Below are 18,668 nucleotides of genomic sequence, written 5' to 3'. Positions count from 1 at the left end.
TGAGGGAAGCTTGATGAAACGTATCCTGACCAGCGCCGCGCTGATCGGTATGACCACCCTGCTGGCCGCCTGCGGCTTCCAACTGCGCGGCCTGGGCGATGCGCAATTCGCGCTCAAGGAAATCGACGTATCCGCGCGCAACGCCTACGGCCCGACCGTGCGCGAACTGAAGGAAACCCTGGAAAACAGCGGCGTGAAGGTCACCAGCAACGCGCCCTACCACCTGGTGCTGGTCCGCGAGGACAACCAGCAGCGCACCGTCAGCTACACCGGTTCCGCGCGCGGCGCGGAGTTCGAGCTGACCAACACGATCAACTACGAGATCGTCGGCGCCAACGACCTGGTCCTGATGAGCAACCAGGTACAGGTGCAGAAGGTCTACGTGCACGACGAAAACAACCTGATCGGTTCCGACCAGGAAGCCGCGCAGCTGCGCAGCGAGATGCGGCGCGACCTGATCCAGCAGTTGTCCATGCGCCTCCAGGCGCTGACCCCGGCGCAACTCGACGAAGCCCAGCGCCAGGCAGAAGCCAAGGCCAAGGCGGAAGCCGAAGCCCTGCGCGCCGCCGACGAGGCGGAGCGCCAGCGCCGCGCCGCCGAGCCGCAGCAGTCGCCGATCGAGTTCCCCACCCCGTGATGCCCCGGGGCCGGTTTCGCCGGCCCCGTCTTCTCCTATGAAGCTGACTCCCGCGCAACTCGCCAAGCACCTCCAGGGCCCCCTGGCGCCCGTCTATGTCGTCAGCGGCGATGAACCGCTGCTCTGCCAGGAAGCCTGCGATGCCATTCGCCAGGCCTGCCGCGAGCGCGACTTCGGCGAGCGCCAGGTATTCAATGCCGAAGCCAACTTCGATTGGGGCTTGCTGCTGGAGGCCGGCGCCAGCCTGTCGCTGTTCGCCGAGAAGCGCCTGATCGAACTGCGCCTGCCCTCCGGCAAGCCCGGCGACAAAGGCGCGGCGATTCTCCAGGAATACCTGCAACGGCCGCCGGAAGACACCGTGCTCCTGCTCAGCCTGCCCAAGCTCGATGGCAGCACGCAGAAGACCAAGTGGGCCAAGGCCCTGATCGATGGCAACGCCGCGCAGTTCATCCAGGTCTGGCCGGTCGACGTCCACCAGTTGCCGCAGTGGATTCGCCAGCGCCTGTCCCAGGCCGGCCTGTCCGCCAGCCCCGAAGCCCTGGAGCTGATCGCCGCGCGCGTGGAAGGCAACCTGCTCGCCGCCGCCCAGGAAATCGAAAAGCTCAAGCTGCTCGCCGAGGGCAACCAGATCGACGCCGCCACCGTACAGGCCGCGGTCGCCGACAGCGCACGCTTCGATGTCTTCGGCCTGATCGACGCTGCCCTTGGCGGTGAAGCGGCCCACGCCCTGCGCATCCTGGAAGGACTGCGCGGCGAAGGCATCGAGCCGCCGGTGATCCTCTGGGGCCTGGCCCGCGAGATCCGCCTGCTGGCTGGCCTGTCCCAGCAATACGGCCAGGGCATCCCGCTGGAGAAAGCCTTCGCCCAGGCGCGTCCGCCGGTCTGGGACAAGCGCCGTCCGCTGCTGACCCGTGCCCTGCAACGCCACTCCAGCAGCCGCTGGAACCAGATGCTGCGGGATGCCCAGTTGATCGACGCGCAGATCAAGGGACAGGCACCCGGCAGCCCCTGGAGCGGTCTCTCGCTTCTCGCCCTGAGCCTCGCCGGCCAGCGTCTCGGCCTGCCGGCAGCCTGAAGGCGCAACCGGCACTGGACAATCCGCGGCGACAGGCAGATGATGCGCGCGCTGGCGAGCGCCAGCCCGATCACCTTCGAGGACCTCTGCCATGGCAAAGAAAAGCAAGCGGCCGAACAAGGCCAAATCCCTGGTCGCCCAGCCACTGTTCCGCAGCCGCCAGGAACAGGCGAAGAAAGGCAAAGGCAGCTACCGCCGCGAAGCCTCCCGTAACTGGGAGGCTTCTTTCGTTATGGCGGCCTGAAACAGCCGCTGGTCCATCCTCCCGCAACGCCCTCCTCACCCACGCGCCCCGCCTACCCCGCCCGAAGCCCGTCGACAAGACCAACCCCACCGCCAGCCTGCCGCCCATGGGCACACTATCGTCGGCGCGCAAGCCCTGGCCCCATCGGGTTGGGCGAAAAGCCAATGGTTCCTCCATCATGATCCGCAGCCTCGACATCCCGCGCGGCCGACTGGCAACCCTCTGGCCATTACAGCGCACGAACCAGGCTCGGGCGTTCGATGCCGACGCCGAAGCGGGTAGCCATGTCGCGCAGAACGAAGGCCAGGAAGAAGAAGTCGAAGGCCTCGAGCATGCCGCGCGACCCGTCGCCGATCCCGACTCGGGTGCGCCGCGAGGCTTCGACAGGCGGCGGAGCGATACGGACGAAACCATTGGCCGCCCGACAGTGACCGAACATATGGCAAACGATATCCACCGCGCCGATGGAACCACATTGGCGAACCCGGGGCCCCGCCGGCGCGTCCAACGACGGCAGACGCGTCCTGGCCGGCGTGCTAAGGTGGCCCGTCCCGAGGACCCTGCTGAGGAGAGCAATGCGTAACCCCGAACGATCCGCCCTGCTGAAGGTGAGCGGGCTGCTGGGCAGCACCGTCGTCGCCATGGGGCTTGGCCTCTCCAGCGCCTGCGCGCAGAAGAATCCGACAGTCGAATACAACCAGCCTGCCGCTCCCCTGCAGACCAAGGCGCCCTTCTCCGGCGCCGGCCCGGCCGCCTCGGTGCCCGCTGGCGCGCCGAACGAGGCCCAGCCTGGGCAAAGCTTCGAACAGTGGCGTGACGCCTTCCGTCAACAGGCGCTGGCCGGTGGAATCGATGCGCAGACCTTCGATCGCGCCTTCGCCGGCGTCCAGCCCGATCCCGCCGTGGTCGAAGCCGACCGCAGCCAGCCGGAATTCACCCGACCGGTATGGAAGTACCTGGAAGGCGCCCTCGATCCGCTGCGCGTTCGCCAGGGCCAGGCGCGCCTGGCGCAGCATGCGCGCATCCTCGGCGAAGTCGACGCGCGCTATGCGGTGGATGCGGATGCGGTGGTGGCGATCTGGGGCATGGAGAGCAACTACGGTTCGCACATGGGCAACAAGAACGTGATCCGCTCCCTGGCGACCCTCGCCTATGAAGGACGCCGCCCGGAATTCGCCCACGCCCAGTTGCTCGCCGCCCTGAAGATTCTCCAGCACGGCGACGTTCCGGCCTCCTTCATGATCGGCTCCTGGGCCGGCGCCATGGGCCAGACCCAGTTCATCCCGACCACCTACAACCAGTATGCCGTGGACTTCGACGGCGACGGCAAGCGTGACATCTGGGGCTCGCCCGGCGACGCCCTGGCCTCCACCGCCAACTACCTGAAAGCCTCCGGCTGGATCGCCGGACAACCCTGGGGTTTCGAAGTCCGCCTGCCGGCAGGCTTCGACTATTCCCTGGCGGAACTCACCATCCGCAAGCCCCTGGGCGAGTGGCAAGGGATGGGCGTACAAGGCGTCAACGGCGGCCCCCTGCCCTCCGGACTCTCCGGCGAACAGGCCTCGCTGCTGCTGCCGGCCGGGCACCGCGGCCCGGCCTTCCTGGTGCTGCACAACTTCCGCGCCATCCTCAAGTACAACAACTCCAGCGCCTACGCCCTGGCCGTCGGCCTGCTCGCCGACAGCTTCAAGGGCGGCGGCCGGATAGTCGGCGCCTGGCCGCTGGAGGATGTTCCGCTGAGCCGCTCGCAGCGCATCGAGCTGCAACGGCAACTGGCCGCCCGCGGACACGATCCGGGCGCGGTGGACGGCATCATCGGCGCCAATACGCGCAAGGCGATCCGCGCCTGCCAGCAGGAGTTCGGCTGGCCGGCGGACGGCTATCCGACCCCGGCGCTGCTCGACCGCCTGCGGACGCCATAGGGCCGCCGGCGGAGCTTACGACCCCACGTCCGCCGCGACCGCTCGCGGCACACCGGTTCGTAGGGCGGATAGCGCCATGGGCGTTATCCGCCGCTGCGGTGTCCAGGACCTAGTCATCCGCGCAGAACCGCAGGATAGCGTCCGCCACCTGGGCGGCCGCCTCGCGCTGCGGAAAATGGCCGACGCTCTCCAGCACCAGCCGCTGGTAGCGCCCGCTGAAGTAGTGCTCGCGTCCGCGGGAGCCGTCGGGGTGGGTGCAGGCATCCGCGCCGCCGTGCAGCACCAGGGTCGGCAGCGCCAGGCGCGGTGCCGGGAGCAAGCGCTGTTCCGCCGCCCCGTAGCGCGGCTCCCCCGCGACGAAGCCCCAGCGATGCCGATAATAGTGCAGCACCACGGCGACCCAGTCCGGCCCGGAGAAGGCCTGGGCGGCCTCCTGGAAATCGCGCTCGGCATACCATCCCGGCGGCGACCAGGTGTCCCACATCTGCCGGGCGAACGCCTCGCCCTCCTCGCGCAGCGCGCGCTCACCGCGTGGCGTGGCCATGAACCACTGGTACCAGAAGCTACGGGCCTGCGGCAGGGAAAGAACTTGCTGCGGATCGTTGCTGGCGTACCCCACCGAGAGCATCACCAGGTGCGAGGCGAAGCCCTCGCGCAGTCCGCAGGCACTGGCCACCGCGCGGGCACCCCAGTCATGGCCGACCAGCAGGGGACGTTGCAATGCCAGGCCGTCGACGAATGCCAGCAGATCGCAAGCCAGAGCCGCCAGTTGCCCGCTGCGCGGAGTAGACGCATCGCGGAAGCGGGTCGGGGCGAATCCCCGGAGGGCTGGTGCCAGCACCCGATAGCCGGCGTCCGCCAGGGACTCCGCCAGGTCTTCCCAGGCATGCGGGCTGTCCGGCCAACCGTGCAACAAGACGGCGCTGCGCGCCCCCTGCGGATTCCACTCCAGGTAGGCGATATCCAGGACATCGGTGGAAACGAAGGCATAGCGGCTCATCGGACCTCTCCAAGAGAAAGCGAAGGGACATCCTAGGACGCTTGCCAAGCGTGATTCATGAATAGTTAGCGTCTACTATTCATGAAACGAGATGAATGGAAGACCTCATGGAGCTTGCCGTCCCCACCTCCCAATCCCTGGATATCGTGTTGTTGCGTACCTTTCTCGAAGTGGTCGACAGTGGCGGCTTCGCCCTCGCCGCGGACAATCTCGCGCTCACTCCCTCCGCGGTCAGCGGGCATATCAAGCGCCTGGAACAGACAGCCGGCGTCAGCCTGCTCAGCCGCACCACCCGCCGCCTGGAGCTGACCCAGGCGGGCGAGACGCTCTACGCCTATGCCCGCAATATCGTCGAGCTGGAGCGCGAGGCCCGCGCCAGGCTGCACGGCACGCCGATCCGCGACCGCCTGCGCATCGGCGCTTCGGAGGACTTCGCCAGCGCCTGGCTGCCACGCGTCCTGCAACGCTTTCGCCGCTGGCACCCCGAAGCATCCATCGAACTCAAGGTCGGTATCACCACCGACCTGCTCCGCCAGCAGGCCCAGGGGCGCACCGACGTGGTGTTCGGCAAGCAGTGCCGGCGGGTCGGAGACGACGGCGAACTGCTCTGGGAGGAACCGTTGGTCTGGGCCGCGGCGACCGCGATCGAGCTGCCCGTGGGCGAACCGCTGCCGCTGGCGCTGTTCCCCGAACCCTGCGTCTACCGCGAAGCGGCAATCACAGCCCTCGGCGCCGCTGCGCGTCCCTGGTGCCTGGTGTTCGAGAGCGCCAGCATGGCCGGCTGCCTGTCCGCCGCGCTGGCCGGTTTCGCCGTGACGGTGGTGGCGCGCAGCCAGATGCGCGAGGGGCTGCGCGAACTGGGCCCGGAACAGGGTTTTCCGACGCTGCCGGAGGCGCGTTTCTACGCCTTCTCGCGCCAACCCAGCCTGGCGGCCGATGCACTGATCGAGGCGGTGCGGCAGCTCGGCCAGCGCAGTCGCTTCGTTACCGCGCAGGGATGAGCGCAAACGGCACTCACCTACGCGCCGGCGGATAACCGCAAGCGGTTGTTCGTCCTACGTCCGAAGAGGCTTGGTGGCTGCCCAATGAAAAACGCCGCGTCCCTGTGCAGGGACGCGGCGTCGGAAGGCATTGGCGCGGCGTCGATCAGCCGATCTTGTTGCCGTGCGCCTGCTGGTCGGCATGGTAGGACGAACGCACCAGCGGACCGGACGCGACGTTCTTGAAGCCCATCTTCTCGCCTTCCTCGGCGAACCAGGCGAAGGTGTCCGGATGCACGAAGCGCTGCACCGGCAGGTGGTTGCGCGACGGCTGCAGGTACTGGCCGAGGGTCAGCATGTCGATGTCGTGCTCGCGCATCCGCTGCATGACCTCGATGACCTCGTCGTCGGTCTCGCCCAGGCCGAGCATCAGCCCGGACTTGGTCGGTACGTGCGGAACCATCTGCTTGAACTTCTGCAGCAGGTCCAGCGACCACTCGAAGTCCGAGCCCGGCCGCGAGGAGCGGTACAGGCGCGGTACCGTCTCCAGGTTATGGTTGAACACGTCCGGCGGCTCGTTGGCGGTGATCTCCAGGGCGATGTCCATGCGACCGCGATAGTCGGGCACCAGGGTTTCCAGCTGGATCCCCGGCGACAGCTTGCGGATCTCGCGCAGGCAGTCGGCGAAGTGCTGGGCGCCGCCGTCGCGCAGGTCGTCGCGGTCCACCGAGGTGATCACCACGTACTTCAGCCGCAGGTCGGCGATGGCGATGGCCAGGTTGGTCGGCTCGTCGACGTCCAGCGGCTTCGGCCGGCCATGACCGACGTCGCAGAACGGGCAGCGTCGGGTGCAGATATCGCCCATGATCATGAAGGTCGCGGTGCCGCCGGAGAAGCACTCGCCCAGGTTCGGGCAGGACGCCTCTTCGCAGACGCTGTGCAGCTTGTGCTTGCGCAGCAGTTGCTTGATGCGGTCGACCTCGGGGGAAACCGGGATGCGCACGCGGATCCAGTCGGGTTTCTTCGGCAGTTCCTCGGTGGGAATGATCTTCACCGGAATCCGCGCGACCTTTTCCGCGCCGCGCAGCTTCACGCCGACTTCCACCTTGCCCGGCTTGGCTTCTCCGGACTTCTCCACAACAGTGCTCATGTCAGTTCGATCCCGCCCGTAAGGGTCTTCTGTTCAGCGTAGCCAAGGCGTGAGACGAGCTCAGCGCGCAATCGGGTACACACCTCGGCAAAATCCACCGGCCCAACCAGGTCGCGCAGTTGGGTCATGGGCATCCCGGCGTAGCCGCAGGGATTGATTCGTTGGAACGGTCGCAGGTCCATGTCCAGGTTCAGCGCCAGGCCATGGAAGGAACAGCCGTTGCGGATGCGCAGGCCGAGGGAGGCGATCTTCGCCCCGTCGACGTAGACACCCGGCGCGTCCGGCTTGGCCACGGCCTGCACGTCATAGGACGCCAGCAGGCCGATCAGGCTCTGCTCGATCCGGCTGACCAGCTCGCGCACGCCCAGTCCCAGGCGGCGGACATCGAGCAGCAGGTAGGTGACCAACTGGCCGGGGCCGTGGTAGGTCACCTGGCCGCCGCGATCTACCTGGATCACCGGGATGTCGCCGGGGAACAGCACATGCTCCGCCTTGCCGGCCTGCCCCTGGGTGAAGACCGCAGGGTGCTGCAACAGCCAGGCTTCGTCCATTACCGATTTGTCGCGTTCGGCAACGAAGCGCTGCATGGCATGCCAGGTCGGTTCGTAGGGAACCTCGCCGAGCTCACGGAAGCCCAGCTCGAGCCCCATCAGAGCACCATGTGCACGCGTCCGGTCGCGCGCAGGTCGTTATGGATGGCTTGCAGTTGGTCGACATCGGTGGCAGTGATCAGCACCTGCACCGAGAGGAATCGCCCCTTGCTGCTGTCACGGACCACCAGGGTCTCGACGTCGAGATCCGGCGCGTGGCGCTGGATGATTTCCACGACCAGGTCGGAGAAACCTTCGCCGGCGTCGCCGATCACCTTGATCGGATAACGCTCGCAGGGGAATTCGATTTTCGGGGGTTGAACGTCAGGGGTATCGGTCATGGCGGCGGCGGACCCGTGGTCCGCGGGGACGGGCGCCCGCTGGCCTCGTGAGCGGGCGGGCGCCGGTCGGTCAGTTGAACAAACCGTAGAAGAACAGGCGGATGCTATCCCACAGACGGCGGAAGAAACCACCCTCCTCGACGGCGTTGAGGGCGACCAGGTCGGCGCTGCGGATGACCTTGTCGTCCAGCTTCACTTCCACCTTGCCGATCACCTGGCCCTGCTGGATCGGCGCCATCAGCTGCGGCTCCAGGACCATGCTGGCCTGCAGCTTCTGCATCTGGCCGCGCGGCAGGGTCATGGTCAGGTCTTCGGCGAGGCCGGCTTTCACTTCATGCTCGGAACCCTTCCAGACCAGGCCCTTGGTCAGCTCGGTGCCCTTCTTGTAGAAGTTGCGGCTTTCGAAGAAGCGGAAGCCATAGGTCAGCAGCTTCTGGGTCTCGGCGGCGCGGGCCTGCTCGCTGTTGGTGCCGAACACCACGGCGATCATGCGCTGGCCGTCGCGTACCGCGGAAGCCACCAGGCAGTAGCCGGCTTCGTCGGTGTGGCCGGTCTTCAGGCCGTCGACGGTCTTGTCGCGCCACAGCAGCAGGTTGCGGTTCGGCTGCTTGATGTTGTTCCAGAGGAATTCCTTCTGCGCGTAGATCGCGTAGTGGCTCGGCTCGCCGTAGATGATCGCGCGGGCCAGCACCGCCATGTCGCGGGCGGAGGAATAGTGGTCCGGGTTGGGCAGGCCGGTGGCGTCCATGAAGTGGGAGTTGGTCAGGCCCAGCTTCTGCGCGGTGGTGTTCATCATGTCGGCGAAGGCGTCTTCGCTGCCGGCGATATGCTCGGCCAGGGCGACGCTGGCGTCGTTGCCGGACTGGATGATGATGCCATGCAGCAGGTCGCTCACCGATACCTGGCTGCCGACCTTGATGAACATCCGCGAACCGCCGGTGCGCCAGGCATGTTCGCTGACGGTGACCAGGTCGTTCTCGCCGATGCGGCCGGCCTCGATCTCCTTGGTGGCGATGTAGGCGGTCATCAGTTTGGTCAGGCTGGCCGGCGGCAGGCGCTGGTCGCCGTTGTTCTCGACCAGAACCTGGCCGCTCTCGCCGTCCATCAGGACGTACGACTTGGCGGCCAGTTGCGGCGGCGCCGGAACCATGGATTCAGCAGCCCAGCCAGCCGTAGGGGCGATGAACAGGACAAGCAGTGACAAGCGTTTCGCGATAGTGGTGATGTTCATCCGTCTCTCTGGTTCTACCAATGGTCAAACAATCCCTTGCGGGAATTCCCTGCGTGAGTAGGCGCTCAGTCGGGGCGTACCAGCGTCGGCTGGCCAAGGTTGGCCACGCGGATGCTGTCCTGGGTGCGGCTAACCTCGTCCGCCGAACCGATCGGTCCCAGCCGCACCCGGTGCAGAATCTGCTGGTTGCGCACGACCGAGCTGATAAACACCGGCGCAGCCGTCACGCCGCTCAGCTTGGCCTTCAGCAGCTCCGCCGCATCCGGGTTGGCGAAGGCGCCCACCTGGAGATACAGGCCATCGGCTGGTAATGAAGCGTTTTTTTTTGAGTCGATCTGCACCGGCAGCACGGCGGCCGCGTGCTGCGCCGGCGGCGGAGTGTAGGTCTCGATCGGCTGGGCCATCGCCACCGCCTGCGTCTGCGCCGCGGCGGGAGCGGCCTGGGCCACCGCCTGCTTGGGCTGCGCCAGGACCATCGGTGCCGGCCGGCCGCGCTGGGCCCACCACTGCACCGGGTCGATGCCTTCGACCTTGACCCGCGCGGTGCCGGTCTCGGCATAGCCGAGCTTCTTCGCCGCGGCGAAGGACAGGTCGATGACCCGGTCGGAATAGAACGGGCCGCGGTCGTTGACGCGGACGATCACGCTCTTGCCGTTGTCCAGGTTGGTCACCCGCACATAGCTCGGCAACGGCAGGGTCTTGTGCGCGGCGGTCATGCCGTAGAGGTCGTAGGTCTCGCCGTTGGCGGTGGCCTGGCCGTGGAACTTGGTGCCGTACCAGGACGCGGTGCCGACCATCCGGTAGGCCCGCGCATCGTTCATCGGGTAGTAGGTCTTGCCCAGCACGGTGTAGGGGTTGGCCTTCACCGAACCGTTGTGCGGCATCGGTACCGCATCGGGGATCCGCGACACGTCGACGTCCCACCAGGGGGCGCCGTCGCGATGCGGACGGGAATAGTCGCCCGGCCCGGAAATGCCCGCCTGCCTGGCCGGCTGCTGGGGCGCCTTGCTGGAGCAACTGCTCAACAGCACGGCCGCCAGCCCGAGGCCGCAGACGGCGGGCAGGATCAGGGAGGAGCGGACACGCTTGCTCAATGGGCACCTCGCGCGCGGGCAATCTCGCCCGCCAGCTGATAAACCGCCATGGCATACATGGCGCTGCGATTATAGCGGGTGATCACGTAGAAGTTCGGCAAACCGACCCAATACTCGATGCCCTTGTCGCCGACGAAACGCATCGCCGTGACCTTCTGGTCGTCGCGCAGCGCATCGTGGGTGCGCCAGCCGCGGGCACGCAGCTCGCCCAGGCTCATGGTCGGGTCGACGCCCCTGGTCACCGCGCTCTCGGCGCTCTCGTCGTTGATCTCGGCCACCGAGACCACCGGCTCGCCGGTGACCCAGCCGTGCTGCTTGAAGTAGCTGGCGACGCTACCGATGGCGTCGGTCGGGTCGCTCCAGATATTGATGTGGCCATCGCCGTCGAAGTCCACCGCGTAGGCGCGGAAGCTGCTCGGCATGAATTGCGGCAGGCCCATGGCGCCGGCGTAGGAGCCGGTCAGGCTGAGCGGGTCGACCTGCTGTTCGCGGGCGAGCAGGAGGAACTCGCGCAACTCCTTGCGGAAGAAGTCGGCTCGCGGCGGGTAGTCGAAGCCGAGGGTGGACAGCGCGTCCATCACCCGGTAGCTGCCGGTGTTGCGGCCGAAGAAGGTTTCCACGCCGATGATCGAGACGATGATCTCGGCCGGCACGCCGTATTCCTTCTCCGCCCGCGCCAGGTCTTCGGCATGCTTGTTCCAGAAGTCGACGCCACGACTGATGCGCGCGTCGCTGATGAAGATCGGCCGGTATTCCTTCCACTGCTTGACCCGCTCGGCCGGGCGCGAGATCGCATCGAGGATCGACTGCTTGCGGTTCACGTCGCGGAACAGCCCCATCAGCTGCTCTCCGGCGAAGCCGTAGTCGCGGGTCATTTCGCTGACGAACTCGGCCACTTGCGGCGAGCCGTCGTAGTCCCCCGCCTGGGCCGCCCCGGACAGGCCAATGACGCCGGCTACGCCGACCCATTGGACGCCCCTGGCCGCCCATGTACGCAGTACTTGCATTGCGTTCTTCACTCTTGGTCTCAAACCTGGGCGATCCACTTCCGATGGGTATGGATCGACATCAGAACCCCGAACCCTGACAACAGGGTAACCAGCGAAGTTCCGCCATAACTAATGAAAGGCAGCGGTACCCCCACCACCGGCAACAACCCGCTCACCATACCGATATTCACGAAGACATAAACGAAAAACGTCATGGTGATGCCACCGGCCAGCAGTTTGCCGTAGAGCGTCTGCGCCTGGGCGGTGATCACCAGGCCACGACTGATCAGCAGCAGGTAGAGCACCAGCAGCAGGCAGACGCCGACCAGGCCGAACTCCTCGCCGAGGACCGCAATGATAAAGTCGGTGTGGCTTTCCGGCAAAAAATCCAGGTGCGACTGGGTGCCCAGCAGCCAGCCCTTGCCGAATACCCCGCCGGAACCGATGGCCGCCTTAGACTGGATGATGTTCCAGCCGGTGCCCAGCGGGTCGCTTTCCGGGTCGAGGAAGGTCAGCACCCGCTGTTTCTGGTAGTCGTGCATGATGAAGAACCACATCGCCACGGCGATCGGCACCGCCGCCGACACCGCGCCGACGATCCAGCGCCAGCGCAGGCCGCCGACGAACAGCACGAAGCCGCCGGAAGCGAGGATCAGCATGGCGGTGCCGAGGTCGGGTTGTTTCAGGATCAGCACGAACGGGGTGATGATGATCGCCAGGCTGATCACCATGTGCTTGAGCCCCGGCGGCAGGTTGCGCTTGGACAGGTACCAGGCCACCGTCATCGGCATCAGCAGCTTCATGAACTCCGAGGGCTGGAAGCGGATCACCCCGGGGATGTTGATCCAGCGCGTCGCCCCCTTGGCGTCGTGGCCGATCACGTCGACCACCACCAGCAGCGCGACCCCCACCAGGTAGCCCAGCGGCACCCAGCGGGCCATGAAGCGCGGCTCGATCTGGGCGATCACCACCATCATGCCCAGTCCCAGGCCGAACGAGGTGGCCTGCTTCATCAGCATGTCCCAGCTCTTGCCGCTCGCCGAATAGAGGACGAACAGGCCGGTGGCGCCGAGGATCAGCAACAGCAGCAGGAGAATCCCGTCGATGTGCAGGCGCTGCAACAGGCTGGCGCGCCGGCGCATCACGTCTTCGTTGGACAGGGTGCGGTCGAAGTTACTGTTCAAGGGCGGGCGCCTCCGGCTCGGCTGCCGTGGGTTCGGGCTTGGCCACCGCCGCCGCGAGCGGCGCGACGGGTTCCGCGTATTCGGCCTTGAGCTTGCCGTGCTCGTCGAGCAGCCAGGCGTCCATCACCTGCTTGACCACCGGGGCGGCGACGCCGGAGCCGGACTCGCCGTTCTCCACCATCACCGCCACCGCGATCTGCGGGTTGTTGGCCGGCGCGAAGCCGACGAACAGGGCGTGGTCGCGGTGCCGCTCGAGCAGCTTGGAGCGGTCGTAGCGCTCGTTCTGCTTGATCGCCACCACCTGGGCGGTACCGCTCTTGCCGGCGATCAGGTAGGCCGAGGTGGCGCCGACCTTGCGCGCCGTGCCGCGGGCGCCATGCACCACCTGCTGCATGCCGTAGTCGACGCGGTCCCAGTTGGCCGGGTCGCGCAGCACGATGTCGGGCATCGGGTCGGGGTCGACCGGCGGCTGGCCGTCGATGGTCTTGGCCAGGTGCGGGCGGATCCAGTGGCCCTTGTTGGCCAGCAGCGCGGTCATCTGCGCCAGTTGGATCGGCGTCGCCTGCATGTAGCCCTGGCCGATGCCGAGGATCAGGGTCTCGCCCGGGTACCAGACCTGGCGGCGGGTCTTGCGCTTCCATTCGCGCGAGGGCATCAGCCCGTCGGCTTCGCCGAACATGTCCAGGGCGACTTTCTGGCCGAAGCCGAAGCGGCTCATGAAGGCGTGCAGGCGGTCGATCCCCAGCTTGTGCGCGAGGTCGTAGAAATAGGTGTCGTTGGACCGGTAGATCGCCGACTCCAGGCTCACCCAGCCATCGCCGTAGCGGTTCCAGTTACGGTACTTGTGGTCGTAGTTGGGCAACTGGTAGTAGCCGGGGTCGAAGACCCGCGAGGTCGGCGTGACCACCCCGGCGTCGAGGCCGGCCAGCGCCACCGCCGGCTTCACCGTCGAGCCCGGCGGATAGAGCCCGCGCAGGACGCGGTTGTACAGCGGCCGGTCGATGGAGTCACGCAGCTCGGCATAGGCCTTGAAGCTGATGCCGGTGACGAACAGGTTGGGGTCGTAGCTCGGCTGGCTGACCATCGCCAGCACGTCGCCGGTGGACGGCTGGATCGCCACGATGGCGCCCCGCCGCCCGGCCAGGGCGTTCTCGGCGGCCTCCTGCAGGCGGCTGTCGATGCTCAGGACGATGTCCTTGCCGGGAATCGGGTCGGTGCGCTTGAGCACCCGCAGCACCCGCCCGCGGGCGTTGGTCTCGACTTCCTCGTAGCCAACCGTGCCGTGCAACTCGCTCTCGTAGAAGCGCTCGATGCCGGTCTTGCCGATATGGTGGGTGCCGCTGTAGTTGATCGGGTCGAGGTTCTTCAGTTCCTGCTCGTTGATCCGCCCGACGTACCCGACCGAATGGGCGAAGTGCTCCTTCAGCGGGTAGTGGCGGACGAACTGGGTCGCCACGTCGACGCCCGGCAGGCGGAACTGGTTCACCGCGATGCGGGCGATCTGTTCCTCGTTGAGTTCGAACATGATGGGAACCGGCTCGAACGGACGCCGCCCCTGCTTCATGCGCTTCTCGAAGATGGCCCGGTCGTCCTCGGTCAGGCCGAGGATCTCCACCAGCGTGTCGAGGGTCTTCTGCAGGTCCTCGGTGCGTTCGCGGGTGATGGTCAGGCTGAAGCTCGGCCGGTTGTCGGCGATGATCACGCCGTTGCGGTCGAAGATGATCCCGCGGGTCGGCGGGATCGGCTGCACATGGACCCGGTTGTTCTCCGACAGCGTCGAATGGTACTCGTACTGGGTCACCTGCAGGTGGTACATGCGCGCCACCAGCACCAGGGTCAGCAAGACCACCGCCACCGCCCCGACGATGACGCGCCGACGCACCAGGCGGGCGTCTTTCTCGTGGTCTTTCAGGTGGATCGGCTGCGGCATCGGGACTGGGGACTATTTGTGGTAGGGGTGCCCGGACAATACGGTCCAGGCCCGGTAGATCTGCTCGCCGACCAGGATCCGCACCAACGGGTGCGGCAGCGTCAACGGCGACAGCGACCAGCGCTGCTCGCTGCGCGCGCAGACCTCCGGCGCCAGCCCTTCCGGGCCGCCGACCATGAGATTCACGGTGCGTGCGTCGAGACGCCAGCGATCCAGTTCGCGAGCCAGTTGCTCGGTGCTCCAGGGCCGACCTTCGACCTCCAGGGTCACCACCCGTTCCCCCGGCTGCACGCGCGCCAGCATGGCCTCGCCTTCCTGACGGATCAGGCGCGCCACGTCGGCGTTCTTGCCGCGGGTGTTGAGCGGGATCTCCACCAGTTCGAGGGACAGCTCGGCCGGCAGGCGCTTGACGTATTCCTGCCAGCCTTCCTCGACCCAGCGAGGCATGCGCGAGCCAACCGCGATCAGGCGCAACCGCATGCCGGCGTCACTCTTCCGGCTGGTGCTGGGCGCGGCTCTGCTCGGCGCCCTGCCACAGGCGCTCCAGGTCGTAGAACTGGCGGGTCGCCGGGAGCATCACGTGGACCACCACGTCGCCCAGGTCGAGCAGCGCCCATTCGCCGGACTCCAGGCCTTCGCTGCCCAGGGGCTTGACGCCGTTTTCCTTGGCCTTGGTCAGGACGTTGTCGGCCAGCGACTTGACCTGGCGGCTGGAACTGCCGCAGGCGATCACCATGTAGTCGGTGACGCTGGTCTTGTCCCGCACATCGAGGGTCACGATGTCCTGGGCCTTGAGGTCTTCCAGGGCATCGATGGCCACTTGGACGAGTTGTTCGGTTTGCATTGAGTCGGTCTCTGTTTCTTTATCAGTGTGGCGCACGATACAGGTGGTGCGCCTCGATGTAGTTCAATACCGCGTCCGGCACCAGGAAACGCACGGAGCGCCCGGCACCCAGCAGCGCGCGGATCTGGGTGGCGGACACCGCCAGCGGCGTCTGCCAGACGAAGGTGATCTGTCCGCCCGGCCCTTTCAGGGCCTGCGGGTCGGCCACGCTCCGCGCCGCCAGCAGGTCGCGCAGCGACTCCGGCGGCTCGCTGTCGGCATCCGGACGCTGCAACACGACGATGTGGCAGTGATCCAGCAACGCCTCCCAGCGGTGCCACGTCGGCAAGCCGCAGAAGGCATCCCAGCCGATCAGCATGAACAACTGGTCGTCGGCCGCCAGTTCCGCCCGCACCGACTCCAGGGTGTCGATGGTGTAGGACGGCTTGTCGCGCTGCAGTTCGCGGGGATCGACCGTCAATCGCTCGACTCCCGCCACCGCCCGCTCGACCATCGCCAACCGCTGCGCGGCCGACACCTGCGGGGTTTCCCGGTGCGGCGGCCGCGCATTGGGCAGCAGGCGCAGTTCGTCGAGGGCGAACTGCTCGGCCATTTCCACGGCGCTGCGCATATGTCCGATATGCACGGGGTCGAAAGTGCCGCCGAACAGGCCGATACGTTTGCCCATCAGGTGCGCACGTGACCGTCGCCGAAGACGACGTACTTCTCGCTGGTCAGGCCTTCCAGGCCGACCGGGCCGCGGGCGTGCAGCTTGTCGGTGGAAATCCCGATCTCGGCGCCGAGGCCGTACTCGAAGCCGTCGGCGAAGCGGGTCGAGGCATTGACCATCACCGAAGCGGAATCCACTTCGGCGAGGAAACGCCGCGCATCGCTGAAGTTCTCGGTAATGATCGCGTCGGTGTGCTGCGAGCCGTAGGTGTTGATGTGCTCGATCGCCGCGTCCAGCCCGTCGACGATGCGGATCGACAGGATCGGCGCGTTGTACTCGGTACGCCAGTCCTCCTCGGTAGCCTCCAGCACGTCTGCGCCGAGCAGCGCACGGGTCGCGGCGTCGCCGCGCAGTTCCACGCCCTTCTCGCGGTAGATCGTGGCCAGCGGCGGCAGCGCCCGCTCGGCGATGCCGGCATGTACCAGCAGCGTCTCCATGGTGTTGCACGGCGCGTAGCGCTGGGTCTTGGCGTTGTCGGCGACGCGAATCGCCTTGTCCAGGTCGGCGGCGACATCGATGTAGACGTGGCAGATGCCGTCCAGGTGCTTGATCACCGGCACCTTGGCCTCGCGGCTGATGCGCTCGATCAGGCCCTTGCCGCCGCGCGGGACGATCACGTCGACGTATTCGGGCATGCTGATCAGCGCGCCGACCGCGGCGCGGTCGGTGGTTTCCACCACCTGCACGGCGGCGGCCGGCAGGCCGGCCTCGGCCAGGCCCTGCTGGATGCAGCGGGCGATCGCCTGGTTGGAGTGGATCGCCTCGGAGCCGCCGCGCAGGATGGTCGCGTTGCCGGACTTCAGGCACAGGCTGGCGGCGTCGATGGTCACGTTCGGCCGCGACTCGTAGATGATCCCGACCACGCCCAGCGGCACGCGCATCTTGCCGATCTGGATGCCCGAGGGCACATAGCGCATGTCGCGGATCTCGCCGATCGGGTCGGGCAGCGTGGCGACCTGGCGCAGGCCCTCGATCATGTCGTCGATGCGCGCCGGGGTCAGCGCCAGGCGGTCCAGCATCGCCGGCTCCAGGCCATTGGCGCGGCCGGCGGCGAGGTCCTGCTCGTTGGCGTGGGACAACTCCGCGCGGGCGGCGTCCAGCGCATCGGCCGCGGCCAGCAGGGCGCGGTTCTTCTGCGCGGTGGCAGCGCGCGCGAGCAACCGCGAGGCGGCGCGGGCATCGCGGCCAAGGCGGCTCATATAGTCGAGGACGGACTCGGTCATGGTCTCGGCATCTGGCGTCAGGGAAATGCGCGATTATAGCGAGCCAGCCCCGGCGCGCCCAGCCGCAACAGCCGGTCGGTAGACAGTGCGTTCCATCGCCCCCGGCGGTAACGCGGCAGCCCCGCTGCGCCTGGGGCTGTGCGCGAGACGGTGACACCCGGGCGCAGGCGCCGGCCGAAGGATAGGTAAACAAAATTGCTACCTCTGTTTACCTTCGAGGCGAGCCTGGCCACTGCCACCCACCGGCACCCGCTCGGCAGAACAACAATAACGACGCACACACCGCGGGGCCTCGCCATGCGCTACCGTACCGACTACAGCGCGCAGTCGCTGAGCAGCGAACCGGATATCCTCTTCCTAGACGGCTGGCAACTGCGCTACCAGGCCTTCGCCGCCCGCGCCGACGACCCGCGCCCGCCGGTGCTCCTGCTGGGCGGCGCCTTCCAGAGCTTCCGCTCGTTCACCGGCGAGGTCAGCGAACTGCTCGCCGAGCACCCGGTGATCCTGCTCGACCTGCCGAGCCAGGGCGGCAACCTGCAACTGGCGGCGGAACTGAGCCTGGAAGACCTCGCCGACCTGATCGCGGCCTTCGCCGAACGGCTCGGCCTGCCGCCGTTGATGCCCATCGGCCTGTCCTACGGCTCGGCCCTGGCCGCGCTGTTCGCCGCCCGCCATCCGCGCCGCTGCGCGCGCCTGCTACTGGCCGGCATCACCGCATTCGGCCGCCCCGGTGCGCGGCTGCTGCTGGAAGAAGCCCTGGCCCGGCTCGACGAGGGCGACCAGAGCGCCTTCGCCCACGGCGTACTGACCGGCCTGATCAACCCGCTACAGCTGGAACGTACCGGCGTCTCCCCGGTATTTCGCAAGGCCATGCTGCGCCAGTTGCAACGCCTGACCGCGGCGGAGATCGAACGCTACCGGCAGAATAGCCGGCGCCTGCTGGCCTTCGGCGGCTTCGAGCGGCACCCGACCTGCCCGACCCTGGTGCTCGCCGGCGAGTACGACCATTTCACCCAGCCCTGGGAACATGCGGTGTTCGCCCATGCCTGCGGGAACGCCGAGTTCGCCCTGATCCACGACGCCGACCATCTTGCCCAGTTCGAACGACGCGAGGCCTGCGCCCGGCTCTACGGCCCGTTCCTGCGCGGCGAGGCACTGCCGGAGCGCGCCGAGGGCAGCACGCGGATCCCGCGCACGCGCCTGCTCGGCCTGGAGCGACGCTTCGAGGTCCGCCATCGGCCAGCCCAAGGGCACGCTCGGCTGGAACATCCGCAGTTCGGCGTCTATGCGGCGGAACTGGTGGAACTCGGCTATTTCGGCGGGCGGCTGCACGCCGAGCTGCCCGAATCCCGCCCGCAACGCGGCTGGCGGTTGTGCTGCGACGGCCTGGCGGACTTGGACATCCTGCCCCTGCGCTCGACCGCCGGCGGCTTCGCCTTCATCTTCCCGCACTCCGATCCGGCGGCCAGCGCCGGACTGGCCGACCTCCTCGCCGCCTGGGAGCGAGCGGAGGTCGCCTGAGAGG

At 67.4% G+C, this 18,668-nt stretch carries 20 protein-coding genes; 6 read left to right on the top strand and 14 right to left on the bottom strand.

Annotated features, from left to right (window positions below):
• The first annotated feature begins 13 nt into the window (after nt 1-13).
• The 3 genes from lptE to arfA all read left to right on the top strand — a co-directional run bounded on the left by lptE (nt 14) and on the right by arfA (nt 1,956).
• A complete protein-coding gene (gene lptE / locus FHW81_RS01145; RefSeq protein ID WP_003100322.1) occupies nt 14-637 on the top strand; it encodes an LPS assembly lipoprotein LptE in 624 nt (207 codons plus the stop codon).
• A 37-nt stretch (nt 638-674) separates the two neighbouring features.
• Complete coding sequence (gene holA, locus FHW81_RS01140) at nt 675-1,712, top strand: DNA polymerase III subunit delta (protein WP_003093168.1); 1,038 nt, start codon at nt 675-677, stop codon at nt 1,710-1,712.
• Between the two features lie 91 nt (nt 1,713-1,803).
• Nucleotides 1,804-1,956 carry an alternative ribosome-rescue factor A gene (gene arfA, locus FHW81_RS01135; RefSeq protein WP_003093169.1) on the top strand — a complete coding sequence of 51 codons (153 nt, stop codon included), beginning with the start codon at nt 1,804-1,806 and terminating at the stop codon, nt 1,954-1,956.
• 229 nt (nt 1,957-2,185) lie between these two features.
• Here the strand turns inward: arfA and FHW81_RS01130 are convergent, their stop codons facing one another.
• On the bottom strand, nt 2,186-2,395 hold the full coding sequence (locus FHW81_RS01130) for a hypothetical protein (RefSeq protein WP_019396850.1): 210 nt from the start codon (nt 2,393-2,395) through the stop codon (nt 2,186-2,188).
• A gap of 136 nt (nt 2,396-2,531) precedes the next feature.
• Here FHW81_RS01130 and FHW81_RS01125 point away from each other — a divergent pair, with 136 nt between their 5' ends.
• Entirely contained in the window at nt 2,532-3,878 is a 1,347-nt protein-coding gene (locus FHW81_RS01125; protein WP_003118255.1) for a lytic murein transglycosylase, read from the top strand.
• Between the two features lie 109 nt (nt 3,879-3,987).
• Here FHW81_RS01125 and FHW81_RS01120 read toward each other — a convergent pair whose 3' ends face one another.
• On the bottom strand, nt 3,988-4,878 hold the full coding sequence (locus tag FHW81_RS01120; RefSeq protein WP_016253011.1) for an alpha/beta fold hydrolase: 891 nt from the start codon (nt 4,876-4,878) through the stop codon (nt 3,988-3,990).
• A 107-nt stretch (nt 4,879-4,985) separates the two neighbouring features.
• Between FHW81_RS01120 and FHW81_RS01115 the strand changes: the two genes are divergently transcribed.
• The gene (locus FHW81_RS01115; RefSeq protein ID WP_016253010.1) at nt 4,986-5,879 is read left to right on the top strand and encodes a LysR family transcriptional regulator; all 894 of its coding nucleotides are present in this window, start codon (nt 4,986-4,988) and stop codon (nt 5,877-5,879) included.
• A gap of 145 nt (nt 5,880-6,024) precedes the next feature.
• Here FHW81_RS01115 and lipA read toward each other — a convergent pair whose 3' ends face one another.
• From lipA to FHW81_RS01055, 12 genes are all read right to left on the bottom strand, one after another.
• Entirely contained in the window at nt 6,025-7,008 is a 984-nt protein-coding gene (gene lipA / locus FHW81_RS01110) for a lipoyl synthase (RefSeq protein WP_003119196.1), read from the bottom strand.
• Nucleotides 7,005-7,658, bottom strand: a complete 654-nt coding sequence (lipB, locus tag FHW81_RS01105; RefSeq protein ID WP_003093177.1) for a lipoyl(octanoyl) transferase LipB — start codon at nt 7,656-7,658, stop codon at nt 7,005-7,007. The genes lipA and lipB overlap by 4 nt, the downstream gene beginning before the upstream one ends.
• A complete protein-coding gene (locus tag FHW81_RS01100; protein WP_003100311.1) occupies nt 7,658-7,939 on the bottom strand; it encodes a DUF493 domain-containing protein in 282 nt (93 codons plus the stop codon). The genes lipB and FHW81_RS01100 overlap by 1 nt, the downstream gene beginning before the upstream one ends.
• A 70-nt stretch (nt 7,940-8,009) precedes the next feature.
• Nucleotides 8,010-9,170, bottom strand: coding sequence for a D-alanyl-D-alanine carboxypeptidase family protein (locus FHW81_RS01095; protein WP_003093182.1), 1,161 nt, complete (start codon nt 9,168-9,170; stop codon nt 8,010-8,012).
• Between the two features lie 65 nt (nt 9,171-9,235).
• Nucleotides 9,236-10,264 carry a septal ring lytic transglycosylase RlpA gene (gene rlpA / locus FHW81_RS01090; protein ID WP_003100310.1) on the bottom strand — a complete coding sequence of 343 codons (1,029 nt, stop codon included), beginning with the start codon at nt 10,262-10,264 and terminating at the stop codon, nt 9,236-9,238.
• On the bottom strand, nt 10,261-11,283 hold the full coding sequence (gene mltB / locus FHW81_RS01085) for a lytic murein transglycosylase B (RefSeq protein ID WP_003132500.1): 1,023 nt from the start codon (nt 11,281-11,283) through the stop codon (nt 10,261-10,263). Before mltB ends, rlpA begins: the two co-directional genes overlap by 4 nt.
• An 8-nt stretch (nt 11,284-11,291) precedes the next feature.
• The gene (gene rodA / locus FHW81_RS01080) at nt 11,292-12,395 is read right to left on the bottom strand and encodes a rod shape-determining protein RodA (protein ID WP_003114090.1); all 1,104 of its coding nucleotides are present in this window, start codon (nt 12,393-12,395) and stop codon (nt 11,292-11,294) included.
• A 31-nt stretch (nt 12,396-12,426) separates the two neighbouring features.
• A complete protein-coding gene (mrdA, locus tag FHW81_RS01075) occupies nt 12,427-14,367 on the bottom strand; it encodes a penicillin-binding protein 2 (RefSeq protein WP_003093191.1) in 1,941 nt (646 codons plus the stop codon).
• Nucleotides 14,368-14,379: 12 nt separating this feature from the next.
• Nucleotides 14,380-14,847, bottom strand: coding sequence for a 23S rRNA (pseudouridine(1915)-N(3))-methyltransferase RlmH (gene rlmH, locus FHW81_RS01070; RefSeq protein ID WP_003093193.1), 468 nt, complete (start codon nt 14,845-14,847; stop codon nt 14,380-14,382).
• Between the two features lie 7 nt (nt 14,848-14,854).
• Nucleotides 14,855-15,211, bottom strand: coding sequence for a ribosome silencing factor (gene rsfS, locus FHW81_RS01065; RefSeq protein ID WP_003100305.1), 357 nt, complete (start codon nt 15,209-15,211; stop codon nt 14,855-14,857).
• 22 nt (nt 15,212-15,233) lie between these two features.
• Entirely contained in the window at nt 15,234-15,878 is a 645-nt protein-coding gene (gene nadD / locus FHW81_RS01060) for a nicotinate-nucleotide adenylyltransferase (protein ID WP_003093199.1), read from the bottom strand.
• A complete protein-coding gene (locus FHW81_RS01055) occupies nt 15,878-17,143 on the bottom strand; it encodes a glutamate-5-semialdehyde dehydrogenase (RefSeq protein ID WP_003100303.1) in 1,266 nt (421 codons plus the stop codon). Before FHW81_RS01055 ends, nadD begins: the two co-directional genes overlap by 1 nt.
• Nucleotides 17,144-17,440: 297 nt before the next feature.
• Here FHW81_RS01055 and FHW81_RS01050 point away from each other — a divergent pair, with 297 nt between their 5' ends.
• Nucleotides 17,441-18,664 carry an alpha/beta fold hydrolase gene (locus FHW81_RS01050; protein WP_012613611.1) on the top strand — a complete coding sequence of 408 codons (1,224 nt, stop codon included), beginning with the start codon at nt 17,441-17,443 and terminating at the stop codon, nt 18,662-18,664.
• The last annotated feature ends 4 nt before the right edge of the window (nt 18,665-18,668 follow it).

The sequence above is a fragment of the Pseudomonas sp. RC10-4-2 genome (assembly GCF_050433085.1).
Classification (GTDB): Bacteria; Pseudomonadota; Gammaproteobacteria; order Pseudomonadales; family Pseudomonadaceae; genus Pseudomonas; species Pseudomonas aeruginosa.
The sequence above is the reverse complement of the archived record's forward strand: the minus strand, read 5'-3'. Positions and strand labels throughout refer to the sequence as shown.